General features: G+C 48.3%; 10 protein-coding genes. 5 read left to right on the top strand and 5 right to left on the bottom strand.

Annotation, left to right across the window (positions count from 1 at the left end; all coding sequences use genetic code 11):
• Positions 1 to 7: 7 nt before the first annotated feature.
• From ACK5NH_RS01570 to ACK5NH_RS01560, 3 genes are all read left to right on the top strand, one after another.
• Positions 8 to 1222 carry a pyridoxal phosphate-dependent aminotransferase gene (locus tag ACK5NH_RS01570; protein ID WP_416917512.1) on the top strand — a complete coding sequence of 405 codons (1215 nt, stop codon included), beginning with the start codon at positions 8 to 10 and terminating at the stop codon, positions 1220 to 1222.
• A gap of 225 nt (positions 1223 to 1447) precedes the next feature.
• Entirely contained in the window at positions 1448 to 2035 is a 588-nt protein-coding gene (gene yfbR / locus ACK5NH_RS01565) for a 5'-deoxynucleotidase (RefSeq protein ID WP_208662477.1), read from the top strand.
• Positions 2036 to 2060: 25 nt separating this feature from the next.
• Positions 2061 to 3401 (top strand): anti-phage deoxyguanosine triphosphatase, encoded by a 1341-nt coding sequence (locus tag ACK5NH_RS01560; RefSeq protein ID WP_416917511.1) that lies wholly within the window; start codon positions 2061 to 2063, stop codon positions 3399 to 3401.
• A 70-nt stretch (positions 3402 to 3471) separates the two neighbouring features.
• Here ACK5NH_RS01560 and ACK5NH_RS01555 read toward each other — a convergent pair whose 3' ends face one another.
• The 4 genes from ACK5NH_RS01555 to zwf are packed head-to-tail and all read right to left on the bottom strand — an operon-like array spanning position 3472 to position 8153.
• The gene (locus ACK5NH_RS01555) at positions 3472 to 4113 is read right to left on the bottom strand and encodes a bifunctional 4-hydroxy-2-oxoglutarate aldolase/2-dehydro-3-deoxy-phosphogluconate aldolase (RefSeq protein WP_011622806.1); all 642 of its coding nucleotides are present in this window, start codon (positions 4111 to 4113) and stop codon (positions 3472 to 3474) included.
• Between the two features lie 20 nt (positions 4114 to 4133).
• Entirely contained in the window at positions 4134 to 5960 is a 1827-nt protein-coding gene (edd, locus tag ACK5NH_RS01550; RefSeq protein WP_416917510.1) for a phosphogluconate dehydratase, read from the bottom strand.
• A 12-nt stretch (positions 5961 to 5972) separates the two neighbouring features.
• Positions 5973 to 6671 carry a 6-phosphogluconolactonase gene (gene pgl, locus ACK5NH_RS01545; RefSeq protein ID WP_011622808.1) on the bottom strand — a complete coding sequence of 233 codons (699 nt, stop codon included), beginning with the start codon at positions 6669 to 6671 and terminating at the stop codon, positions 5973 to 5975.
• A 9-nt stretch (positions 6672 to 6680) separates the two neighbouring features.
• Entirely contained in the window at positions 6681 to 8153 is a 1473-nt protein-coding gene (gene zwf, locus ACK5NH_RS01540) for a glucose-6-phosphate dehydrogenase (protein WP_416917509.1), read from the bottom strand.
• A 312-nt stretch (positions 8154 to 8465) separates the two neighbouring features.
• On the opposite strand from zwf, the gene ACK5NH_RS01535 reads away from it, so the two are divergent.
• Both ACK5NH_RS01535 and pyk read left to right on the top strand, forming a co-directional pair.
• On the top strand, positions 8466 to 9320 hold the full coding sequence (locus ACK5NH_RS01535) for a MurR/RpiR family transcriptional regulator (RefSeq protein WP_011622810.1): 855 nt from the start codon (positions 8466 to 8468) through the stop codon (positions 9318 to 9320).
• A gap of 184 nt (positions 9321 to 9504) precedes the next feature.
• Positions 9505 to 10944, top strand: a complete 1440-nt coding sequence (gene pyk, locus ACK5NH_RS01530) for a pyruvate kinase (protein WP_416917508.1) — start codon at positions 9505 to 9507, stop codon at positions 10942 to 10944.
• A gap of 142 nt (positions 10945 to 11086) precedes the next feature.
• Here the strand turns inward: pyk and ACK5NH_RS01525 are convergent, their stop codons facing one another.
• Complete coding sequence (locus ACK5NH_RS01525) at positions 11087 to 13366, bottom strand: acyl-CoA dehydrogenase (RefSeq protein WP_416917507.1); 2280 nt, start codon at positions 13364 to 13366, stop codon at positions 11087 to 11089.
• Between the last annotated feature and the right edge of the window lie 11 nt (positions 13367 to 13377).

Raw genomic sequence — 13377 nt, 5'->3', positions numbered from 1 at the left:
GGTGTAAATGCGCCCTATCATCAAGTCCAACAAGTTGGATACTGTTTGCTACGACATCCGCGGCCCAGTGCACAAGGAAGCCAGACGTTTAGAAGACGAGGGACACCGAATCCTCAAACTCAACATTGGTAACCCTGCCCCCTTCGGTTTTGAAGCACCGGAAGAAATTGTGCGCGATGTGATCCTCAATCTTCCCAGTGCTCAAGGCTACTGCGAGTCAAAAGGATTATTCTCTGCCCGTAAGGCGATCGTACAGCATTATCAAGCCCAGGGGATTTTTGGTGTCGATATCGAAGATATCTATATAGGCAACGGCGTCTCTGAACTCATTATGATGGCGATGCAAGGTCTGCTTAACACGGATGATGAGATGTTAATCCCCTCGCCTGACTATCCATTGTGGACAGCTGCGGCCAATCTCGCCGGTGGCAAAGCCGTGCATTATCGTTGTGATGAAGAAGCGGATTGGTTCCCGGATCTTGATGATATTAAGAGCAAAATTTCATCCCGCACCCGCGGTATTGTATTGATCAACCCCAACAATCCTACGGGTGCGGTTTACAGCAAAGAATTACTGCTGCAAGTTGTCGAACTTTGCCGTGAACACAACCTGATTTTATTTGCCGATGAAATTTATGACAAAATTTTATACGACGAAGCCAAGCATGTTCCTGCGGCTAGTCTGTCGGACGATATTTTAACTGTTACCTTCAATGGTCTATCAAAGGCCTATCGCGCAGCGGGTTTTCGTGTCGGTTGGATGATGTTGTCAGGCAATCTTAAGGCGGCGAAGAGTTATATCGAAGGTTTAGAGATGCTCTCCTCGATGCGCCTGTGTGCCAACGTGCCTAATCAACATGCGATTCAAACGGCGCTCGGTGGCTATCAAAGTATTAACGAACTAATTATACCCAACGGTCGGTTAACTGTGCAGCGAGATGCCTGCTACGAGCTGTTGAATCAAATCCCGGGCGTGAGCGTGAAAAAGCCTAAGGGCGCACTCTATGCATTCCCTAAACTGGATATGAAGAAATTCAACCTTAGGGATGATGAACGCTTAGTGCTCGATTTGCTCAGGGATAAAAAAATCCTCCTCGTGCACGGTAGCGCCTTTAACTGGCCAGAGCCGGATCACTTAAGAGTGGTGTTTTTACCCTATAAGGAAGATTTGACTAAAGCATTGACAGAGTTTGGCAATTTCCTCGAGACATACAGGCAATAATGCTGTGGCCTCATCGCCAAGAAGACCATTAGGTTAATCTCGACTAAAGCGATCCTCTGGGTCGCTTTATTTTTTGCAGTGCGTAAAAACTCTGCATCATTCCACTCACTTATCCCCTTGCCTGTGTTAGGCTAAAGCTTCATCGCCGTACTTTTTAAGCCTCACTTCTCGCCGATTTATCTCGAGTTACTGTAGTGCGGTCCGGCATTCATATAAAGGAGCATTATGAGTCATTTATTTGCCCACCTAGCCCGAATGAAACTTATCCAGCGCTGGCCCTTAATGTACAACGTGCGCACCGAAAATGTTCAAGAGCATTCACTGCAAGTTGCCATGGTGGCCCATGCCCTCGTTATTATCAGTAACAAGAAATTTGGCACCTCGCTCGATGCCCATCAGGCGACGAGTTTAGCGATTTTCCACGATGCCAGTGAGATCTTAACCGGCGACTTACCGACCCCGGTAAAGTACTTCAATAAAGAAATCGAAGCTGAGTATAAGAAGATTGAAGCCATTGCCGAGCAACGCATGCTCGATATGGTGCCCGATGAATTTAAAGAGGATTATCGCAGCCTGTTTATTAGCGATTATGCCGACCCCATTTACAAAGCCATAGTCAAATCCGCTGATACCCTGTGCGCTTACCTTAAATGTCTAGAGGAAAACCGCGCCGGCAACACCGAATTTAATACCGCGCGCAAACGCCTCGAAGCCATGCTGGCGGCCAATCCCGATCCGGCGGTCAAATATTTTATGGATTGCTTTGTGCCCAGTTTCACCTTGAATTTAGACGAAATTAACAAGATGTTGTGATGTACCACTCCCGCTAGGAATGCATATGAGCCCAAGTGTTTGGCAAGAACGTCGCCATGGCGAAGATAAACAAAGACGTAATGATCATCGTAGCCCTTTTCAAAGGGATAGAGCCCGGATCCTCCATTCCGCCGCCTTTCGCCGCCTGCAGGCCAAAACCCAAGTCCTAGGCGTGGGCATGAATGATTTTTATCGCACTCGCTTAACCCATTCACTCGAAGTGTCACAAATCGGCACAGGTATCGCAGCGCAGCTGAGCCGTAAATATCCTGAGCATAAGCCGTTATTAGGCTCGATGAGTCTGCTCGAATCCCTCTGTCTAGCCCATGATATTGGCCATCCTCCCTTTGGTCACGGTGGTGAAGTCGCACTCAATTATATGATGCGCCACCACGGCGGCTTTGAAGGTAATGGCCAAACCTTTCGTATCCTCTCGAAACTCGAGCCTTACACCGAGGCCTTTGGGATGAATCTGTGCCGCCGCACTATGCTCGGTATTTTAAAATATCCCGCGCCGCAATCGACACTGTTTGTGCCAGGAATACATCCTGAAATCACCAATCACAGACAACTTAAACCGTCACAATGGCCGCCAGTTAAGGGCATATTCGACGATGATAACGACATTTTCGATTGGGTACTTGAGCCACTGTCAGTCGCCGATAGAGTGCGCTTTACCTCTGTTCAGCCGAGCCTGCAGCCAAACTACCCGCATCTACGCACTCAGTTTAAATCCTTCGATTGCTCGATTATGGAGCTTGCGGACGACATCGCCTACGCCGTGCACGACCTTGAAGATGCCATTGTCATGGGCATAGTCACCGCATCCCAGTGGCAACAGGATGTAGCGCCGACACTTAAGCACAGTGGCGATCCTTGGATCCGCCAAGAGCTCGCCGATATCGGCGCTAAACTCTTCTCCCATGAACATCATCTGCGAAAAGATGCTATCGGCACCTTAGTGAACGGTTTTGTCACCGCCATTATCATCAACGACGATCCCGCTTTTGAGGAACCACTGCTACGTTTTAATGCAAGCCTCGAACCTGAATTTGCCCATGCGCTCAATGTGCTAAAGCAGTTGGTTTTTAAATACGTTATCCGTAAACCCGAGATCCAAATGCTGGAATATAAGGGCCAACAGATAGTGATGGGACTCTTTGAAGCCTTCGCCTCGGATCCTGAGCGCTTATTGCCACTCAATACCCAAGAACGCTGGCGCACCAGCGAGCAGCAAGGCCAAAACAGCCACAGGGTGTTGGCGGATTATATTTCTGGCATGACAGACGAGTTTGCCGGACGACTTTACCAGCAGTTATTTAGCCCCAAAGCCGGCTCTAACGTAGAGCTCAGCAAAGAAATGTAGCGCTGATCATGCAATAAAAAACCACCGCAAGGTGGTTTTTTATTATCTGTACGTTCTGCGTTTAAACGGCTTAGAGTCCGCCAATCGCATCTTTACACAGTTGAGTGATGCGCGCCCAATCGCCCTGCTCCATCGCATCGGTTGGGGCAATCCAGCTGCCGCCGATACAATCTACATTCTTCAGCGCTAAGTAATCTTTATAGCTGCTTGGCGTAATACCACCCGTTGGGCAGAAACGGATATCCGCTAATGGGCCTGAGAATGCTTTTAGCGCGTCCACACCGCCCGAGGCTTCCGCTGGGAAGAATTTAAAGTGAGTGTAACCGAGCGCCATGCCAGTCATCACTTCGGAGATGCTGGCAACGCCCGGGATCAAAGGCACAGGGCCTTGCATACCGGCTTTAAGCAGTTCGACCGTCGCACCTGGGGTGATAATAAATTGCGCACCGGCAGCAATCGCTTGATCGAGCTGGGCTTCATTTAAAATGGTGCCCGCACCAACAAGCGCCTCAGGCACTTCTTGGGCGATCTTAGTGATAGCTTCAAGGGCGCATGGAGTACGTAATGTCACTTCCAAAACGCTGATCCCGCCAGCGACTAAGGCTTTAGCCAACGGCACCGCATGTTCAATCTTGTTAATGACCATAACAGGAACAATAGGGCTGCGTTTAAAAATATCTTGTGGTTGTAATGACCAGTTATTCTCAAGCATTGCGGTATTCTTCCTTTGTATTAATAAAGTTCGTCAATGGCGCTGGTACTGCGCGCACCGGTTTCTGGACTGCTTAAGTTTGAACGCAGTGCCCCAAACAACTCACGGCCCATTCCATAGCGTGAGTAGCGTAAATCGATTTCTGCAGCGGTTCTCGCGGCAAGTTCGGCATCCGAGACCAATAAGCTCAGCTCACCCGTTAGCGCGTCGACACGGATCAGATCGCCATCTTGCACTTTGGCAATCAGCCCGCCATCGATAGCCTCTGGCGTTAAGTGAATCGCCGCAGGAACTTTGCCCGATGCACCCGACATACGACCGTCGGTCATCAGTGCCACTTTAAAGCCTTTGTCCTGCAAAGAACCTAACAGCGGCGTTAACTTGTGTAGCTCTGGCATACCGTTGGCTTTTGGCCCTTGTCCTTTTACTACCACCACACAATCTCGGTCTAACGCGCCGGATTTAAACAGCGCATCGAGTTTGTTTTGATCGTCAATCACCACGGCAGGCGCTTCAACTACACGATGTTTTTCTTGCACGGCTGACACTTTAATCACAGCGCGGCCCAAATTGCCCTTAAGCAGTTTTAAGCCACCGTTGTTTTGGAAAGGCGTAGCGACTGACGTTAACACTTCAGTATCTAAACTGACAGTTGGACCATCGACCCAACGCAGCTCGCCATCGAGTAATTTTGGCTCTTGGGTGTAACGACGTAGACCAAAACCAGCAACTGTATTGACATCCTCGTGCAGTAAGCCCGCATCGAGTAATTCCTTGATAAGGAAAGCCATACCGCCCGCTGCGTGGAAGTGGTTAATGTCCGCATGACCGTTTGGATAAACACGTGCCAGTAACGGAACCGCATCAGATAATTCAGAAAAATCATCCCAGTTCACGATAATGCCGGCAGCACGCGCCGCCGCCACGATGTGCATGGTCAAGTTAGTTGAGCCACCAGTTGCCAGCAACGCCACTATACCGTTCACCACAGATTTTTCGTTAACGACTTCACCGATTGGGCTGTATTGAGTGCCCAGTTCGGTTAAGCGACACACCTGCTTGGCCGCCATTTTATTCAAGGCTTCGCGCAGTGGGTCGTCAGGATTCACGAAGGATGAACCCGGTAATTGTAGCCCCATGACTTCGAGCATTAGCTGGTTCGAGTTCGCCGTACCATAGAAGGTACAAGTGCCAGCGCTGTGGTAAGACTGCGCCTCGGCCTCAAGCAGCTGCGCTCTATCGACTTTGCCTTGGGCAAATTGCTGGCGGATGCGGGCCTTTTCCTTGTTAGGAATCCCCGACTTCATCGGCCCTGCAGGCACAAACAGCATGGGCAAATGACCAAAACTTAAGGCGCCAATTAATAGCCCCGGCACGATTTTGTCGCAAATACCTAGTAGTAAGGCGCCATCGAACATGTTGTGGGATAAGCCCACCGCCGTCGCCATGGCAATCACTTCACGGCTCAGTAAGCTCAATTCCATCCCGGGTTGACCTTGAGTCACACCGTCACACATTGCAGGTACACCACCGGCGACCTGTGCAACGCTGCCCACTTCCTGACAGGCTTTTTTCAGCAGTTCAGGATAGGTTTCGTAGGGTTGGTGCGCAGACAACATGTCGTTGAATGCGGTAATAATCCCGATGTTGGCTTTAGTCAGTTGACGCAATGAATTTTTGTCATCTGGATTACAAGCAGCAAAACCGTGGGCTAAGTTACCGCAGCTTAACGAGCTACGGTGTACGCCATGGTTACGAGCATCATTTAACGCGGCTAAATACGCTTCACGAGATGCTTTGCTACGGGCAATAATTCTGTCGGTAACAGATTGAACGACTGAGTGCATGAGAGTGACTCCTTAAGCGCTCCAGAACACGTCAACGGGCGTTTTACGCTGCGCTAACACGGCTCTGATGGGCATAGCATTAACATCATCATTTTCTAAGGCTTGACGATATACGGATAATTTCTGTTCCCCGACCAAATGCAGATAAATCTGTCTGCTATTGAGGATCGCATTCTTAGATAATGTGATCCGACCATGGGGCGCCGTGGTGGGATTGGTTGCCACACACAGGGCTTGAGTGCTTAAGGCATCATTTAGTTCTGCGCTGCAAGGGAACCATGAGCAAGTGTGACCATCATTACCCATACCGAGCACCACCACATCGAAGGGACGCGGGAAATTAGAAAGCGACTCGGCGGTCATATCGGCGCCCGCTTCGGCGGTGGAAAACATATTTTTCAATCCGCGGAACTTGGCATTGGCCGCGCGGTTTTGCAGTAAATGTTCACGCACTAAACGTTCATTCGATGCACTGTCTTCCACATCTACCCAGCGCTCATCGGCGAGCGTGACATAAACATCACTCCAATCGATGGATTTCATGCTGAGGAGCTCAAACAGTTTCAGCGGTGTAGAGCCGCCGGAGACGACTAAGCTTGCCTTACCACGGGCATCCACAGCCTCTTGTAACTGGCTGGCGATCTTATTCGCCAACTGTTGCTCGAGCGCTGCGGGTGTATCAAAGGATTTAAATACGGTTTCTTTAATCATCGAAGCCCCCTATTCATCCCACGAACGGCCGTCTTTGGTGATCAGCGCAACCGACGCTACAGGTCCCCAGGTGCCCGCAGGATAAGGTTTCGGTTTCTCGTTGCTTTGTTCCCATGATTGGATGATACCATCCACCCAAGTCCAGGCTTGTTCCACTTCGTCACGGCGAACGAACAGCGCTTGGTTACCGAGCATGGCTTCGAGCAACAGACGCTCGTAAGCATCGGCGATACGCTCGTTTTTAAAGGTATCCGAGAAACTCAAGTCGAGTTTGGTGGTTTGTAAACGTTGTTTCTGCTCTAGCCCAGGCACCTTGTTCATCATCTGGATCTCAACCCCTTCGTGTGGTTGCAGACGGATGGTTAACTTGTTAGGTGGCAAGTTACGGTAGCTTGAGCGATACAAGTTGTGTGGTGGGTTTTTAAAATACACCACAATTTCAGAACTCTTGAACGGCATGCGTTTACCGCTACGCAGATAAAATGGCACGCCAGCCCAGCGCCAGTTGTCGATATCGACACGCAGCGCCACAAAGGTTTCGGTGTGGGACTGAAGGTTTGCGCCATCTTCCTCTAAATAGCCTGGCACTGGACTGCCCTTGAGGAAGCCCGCACTGTACTGACCACGGACGGTGTTTTCGTACACATTGTCAGCATTGATTGGGCGTAGCGACTTCAGTACTTTTACTTTTTCATCGCGAATACTGTCGGCATCTAAGTTGACCGGAGGGTCCATCGCAACCAGCGTCAACACTTGCAGTAAATGGTTTTGGATCATATCGCGCATTTGACCCGCTTTATCGAAGTAACCCCAACGGCCTTCGATACCGACTTCTTCAGCAACGGTGATCTGCACATGGTCAATGGTCCGGTTGTCCCACTTAGACGCGAATAACGAGTTAGCGAAACGCAGCGCAATCAGGTTTTGTACCGTCTCTTTACCTAAGTAGTGGTCGATACGATAAACTTGGTTTTCTTTGAAGTAGGCAGAAACTTGATCGTTAATCACGCGGGAAGAAGCGAGATCGGAGCCAATTGGCTTTTCGAGTACCACGCGAGAATCGCTATGGATAAGATTTTGTTCGTGTAAACAGCGGCAGATATCGCCAAAAATCGCAGGTGGAGTGGCAAAGTAACTGACCATGACGCGCTCTTCTGGTTTGAGCAATTCATGGAAGGCGCTGTAGCCTGCTGATTCGGTGAAATTCGTGCCGACATAATGGCAGCGGGACAAGAAGCGTTGGACAGTCTCTTCGCAGAGGGCTTCTTTTACGAAGGTTTTTAACGCAAGGATGACGAGTTCTCTAAATTCATCCTGACTGAACTCATCTTTGGCAACCCCAATGACTTTGGTGTTTTTATCCAGAAGTTCAGCTTTATCTAGTTGGTATAAAGAAGGTAACAACTTGCGTCGTGCCAAGTCGCCTTTAGTACCAAAGAGTACGAAGTCACAAGCTTTGGCGCCTGATGTTGTTTTGCCCATTGCGTTACGCTCTCCTTTGTATGTCGTGTCCCTTCATGCCAATGAAGAAATCCACACTTTTGTTGTAATATAACAACAGAATTTGTTAAATGCATCTATTTTTATCAATATTAACATTCTTGCTAACTAGGCACCTAGGGCATAAATCTGATATGCTTTTTGTGCTTAAATTACTGATGATAGTAAATTCTTATTTCAAAAATGTACTTAAAACTTACTTAAGCAGTGTCGATTAGTGAGATCCTGAAACAGATCAGCAGCACTAAACAAAAATAAATAAAATTACATTCTCAATTTAGCGGACGTACGCGTATGAATACCCTAGAAAAGGTTCAAAAAAGCCTCACCCATTTTAGTAAGTCAGAACGCAAGGTTGCAGAGGTGATCTTAGCCTCTCCGCAAACAGCCATTCATTCCAGTATCGCCACGCTAGCTAAAATGGCAGATGTGAGTGAACCTACTGTGAACCGTTTCTGTCGCCGCTTAGATACTAAAGGCTTTCCTGATTTTAAGTTACATCTGGCGCAAAGTCTCGCAAACGGTACGCCTTATGTGAGCCGCCATGTGGAAGAAGATGATTCGCCAGAGTCTTATACGACAAAAATTTTCGAATCTTCAATGGCTTCCTTAGATACCGCACGTCAAAGCTTAGACGTCACTGCCATCAATAAAGCCGTGGATATTCTGACTCAAGCCAAAACCATCTCCTTCTTTGGTTTAGGCGCGTCGGCCTCCGTTGCCCATGACGCACAAAATAAATTTTTTCGTTTTAATGTGCCTGTCATCTGTTTTGACGATGTTTTAATGCAGCGCATGAGCTGCATTAACAGCAATGAAGGCGATGTTGTGGTGCTGATTTCCCATACAGGTCGCACTAAGTCATTGATTGAAATTGCGCGTTTAGCGAGAGAAAACGGCGCAGCAGTGATTGGTATTACGGCTCGTAACTCACCGTTATCCATGGAATGTACACTGCCCGTTACTATGGAAGTACCAGAAGATACCGATATGTATTTGCCTATGGCCTCGCGTTTAGCGCAATTGGTGACTATAGATGTATTGGCGACCGGTTTTACCCTACGCCGCGGCCCGCGTTTCCGTGACAATTTAAAACGTGTGAAAGAAGTGTTGAAAGAGTCTCGTATCAATAAAGATCCGATACTGTAATTCACTTCCTATCTTAAAAAAGGCTAGTGCAAATCGTTCGTCTAGCCTTTTTTAAAGCAAATTTCAGCGTTACCTCACAAATTTGAAACATAACTTTAGATCAATTTGATTGTAACTTTACTACATAATTTGGAATTGCATGGTAATATAGTCCCAAGATTTTTTAACTTTAACGGAGTATCTTATGTTCCGCAGAACCAAAATTGTCACCACTCTGGGCCCCGCCACTGATCGTGACGATAACTTACGCCGCATCATCGCGGCAGGTGCAAACGTTGTTCGTCTTAACTTCTCCCACGGCTCTCCCGAAGATCATCTCAAACGCGCTACTCAAGCTCGCGAAATTGCAAAAGAATTAGGTGTCCATGTTGCTATTTTAGGTGACTTACAAGGTCCTAAGATCCGTGTATCAACCTTTAAAGACAACAAAAAAGTTCAATTGAACTTAGGTCAAGCCTATATTCTCGATGCTGAGTTAGGTAAAGGAGAAGGTGATGAGAATCAAGTCGGTATCGACTACAAGCAATTACCAGACGATGTAAACGTTGGCGATATCCTGATGCTCGACGACGGCCGTGTTCAACTGCGTGTTGAACGCGTTGAAGGTCGTAAAGTACACACTACTGTTACCGTCGCGGGTCCTCTTTCAAACAATAAAGGGATCAACAAGCAAGGTGGTGGCTTATCGGCTGCGGCACTGACAGAGAAAGACAAGGCAGACATACTAACAGCGGCGATGATCCAAGTGGATTACTTAGCTGTGTCTTTCCCACGTAGCGGCGCCGATCTTGATTACGCGCGTTCTTTAGCACAGCAAGCAGGCAGCAATGCGCTGATCGTGGCTAAGGTCGAACGTGCCGAAGCCGTTGCTAGCGAAGAAGCGATGGATGATGTGATCTTAGCCTCTGACGTAGTTATGGTTGCCCGTGGTGACTTAGGGGTTGAGATTGGTGATGCGGCGCTCGTAGCTGTTCAGAAGAAGCTTATCGCTCGCTCTCGTCAACTGAATAAAATCGTGATCACTGCGACTCAAATGATGGAGTCAATGATCTCAAGCCCAATGCCAACCCGCGCGGAAGTCATGGACGTGGCCAACGCCGTGCTTGATGGTACTGACGCCGTAATGCTTTCAGCCGAAACCGCTGCAGGTGACTTCCCAGAAGAAACCGTTAAGGCAATGGCAAATGTGTGTATCGGTGCTGAATCTCACCCAAGCGTGAAAGTGTCTAAGCACAGATTAGATGCACGTTTCACTTCTGTGGAAGAAACGATTGCACTATCAACTATGTATGCCGCTAACCACTTGGAAGGCGTTAAAGCGATTATTGCCTTAACTGAGTCTGGCGCTACACCTAAGCTGATGTCACGTATCAGTTCATCTTTACCTATCCTTGGCTTATCACGCCATGAGACGACTTTGGCTAAGATGGCACTGTACCGTGGTGTGTTACCGATTTACTTCGACTCAACTATTTATCCTGCCGATGAATTAGCGCAAAAGGCGCTGGAATCATTAACGACTGCGGGTTACTTGCAGAGCGGTGACTTGGTATTAATGACCAAGGGCGATGCGATGGAAACTATCGGCGGCACTAACACTTGTAAAGTGCTGATCGTTGCTTAATCTTCGTTAATTGGCTTTGGCTAGATGTAAAGAATTTGGCTAATAGTCATCAAGCTTAAAAACAAAAACCACCTCAATTGAGGTGGTTTTTTTATTGCTTTTCATGGCTAGAAACTGAGTTAACTCATTCTAACTAATAAGATTATAAAGCTTCAAAATCATTCACATTGATAGCTGCTAAACGTAGCTTATCCGCATGTAACAGTTTTTCATGCTCATCGTGCGTGATAGTGCCTTGCTCCAGCGCCTTAGTAAATAACACTAAGTTAGGCACTTTAGCAGGTAACTCACCAGCACGTTGTGCTTTCTTGAGCTTTTTATAGATATCTTTACAGGCATATTGTGCCACGAAGGCCTGTTCAACTTCTGCAATACCCCCGACATCGCCTTCAAACTCAGGGCATAGGAAAGTAATGCGTTCACGGGCAGGGCTTGGTTTTAGCATGCCAGAGACCAATTCGGTGGCCATTTTATCGCTCGGGGCGTTGAAATGGTTGCCGATTGGGAAAATCAGCGCACGTAGCAGCCATGCAAATGGACGGTTCGGGAAGTTACGGATCACCTCTTCAAGCGCTTTAGCCGCTAAGTGCAAGCGATTAGCCATCACATAGCGCACAGCAGGTAAATCGTCCTGTTGACGGCCATTGTCTTCAAACAGTTTTAAGGTAGCAGAGCCTAAGTACAGCTGGCTTAACACATCCCCCATGCGCGCCGACAACATTTCCTTACGCTTCAAATCGCCGCCCATGATCAGCATCGAAATATCCGTCATTAAGGCTAATGCCGATGAAATGCGCGACATATCTTTATAGTATTGCTTGGTTTCGCCGCTCACTGGCGCACTACCGAAACGACTGGCAGTCAAGGCGTTGAATAAGGCGCTGAATGCGTTACGAGTGGCGTAACCCATATGGCCCATTAACAGCGAGTCGAAACGCTCGAGCGCATCGTGCTCGTTTTCCATCGCCGCGGCTTCCATTTCGGCCAACACATAAGGATGGCAACGGGTCGCACCTTGACCAAAGATCATCAAGGAACGAGTCAAAATGTTCGCCCCTTCAACGGTAATCGAAATAGGATTCGACATATAAGGGTGACCTAAGTAGTTTTTAGGTCCTAATTGGATGCCCTTACCCGACTGAATATCCATTGCATCGTTCATCACCGCACGGCCAAGTTCAGTCATGTGGAATTTGGCAATCGCCGTCACTACTGAAGGTTTAACTTTAAGATCGATACCCGTCGTAGTTAAACGGCGCGCCGCTTCCAATTGATAGGTATTGGCGATAATGCGCGCCAGCGCTTCCTGCACACCTTCAAAATTACCAATCGCCATGCCAAATTGGTGACGCACATAGCTGTAAGCCGTGGTGGTTTTGGTCGCCATATGACCAGAAGCCGTAGCCAATGCTGGCAGAGAAATACCACGCCCCGCCGATAAACATTCAACCAGCATGCGCCAACCTCTACCTGCGAACTCAGGGCCGCCAATGATCCAATCCAGCGGAATAAAGACTTCTTCGCCCTTAGTGGTCCCGTTCATAAACGCCATATTGAGTGGATTATGACGACGGCCAATCACCACACCAGGGTGATCGGTTGGGATCAAGGCGCAGGTAATGCCTAAATTCTTTTTATCGCCCAGCAGACCATCAGGGTCGCGCATCTGGAAGGCTAAACCTAATACGGTTGCCACAGGAGCGAGCGTGATATAGCGCTTGTCCCAGGTTAGTTTAAGGCCTAAAACTTCTTCGCCGTTAAACTCACCACGGCAAACAATACCCACATCGGGGATAGCGCCCGCATCACTGCCCGCTTCTGGGCCAGTTAACGCAAAACATGGGATCTCATCACCCTTAGCTAATGCAGGTAACCAGCGCTCCTTTTGCTCTTTAGTGCCATAGTGAGTCAAAAGCTCGCCAGGGCCTAATGAGTTTGGCACCATCACAGTGACCGCGGCACTCACGCTGCGGCTGGCTAATTTACTCACAATCGTTGAGTTAGCGTAGGCAGAAAATGCACGACCACCAAACTTTTTCGGGATGATAAGCGCAAAGAAGCCTTCTTTCTTAAAGTAGTCCCACAGCTCTGGTGGCAAATCCTTACGGTTATGTACTATGTCGAAATCATCGATCATTTTCAGGGCTGTCATCACCTGATTATCGATAAAGTCTTTCTCTTCAGCCGTGAGAGTGGGCTTACCATAGCTGTGGAGGGTATTCCAGTTCGGGTTACCGCGGAATAACTCCCCTTCCCACCACACATCGCCCGCTTCCATCGCTTCGCGCTCGGTATCGGATAATGGCGGTAAGACTTTTTTGAAAAAATGGAATACTGGCTGGGTGATAAATTGCATCCGAAGGCTCTTTACTGCAAACAGCGCAATAATCGCAATCAGGGCAATAATTATAATCGTCAACATAATCAAGACCT

Origin of the sequence: Shewanella sp. (genome assembly GCF_047975355.1) — a bacterium.
Classification (GTDB): Bacteria; Pseudomonadota; Gammaproteobacteria; order Enterobacterales; family Shewanellaceae; genus Shewanella.
Note: the sequence above shows the minus strand (reverse complement) of the source record. Positions and strands in the feature narration are given on the sequence as shown.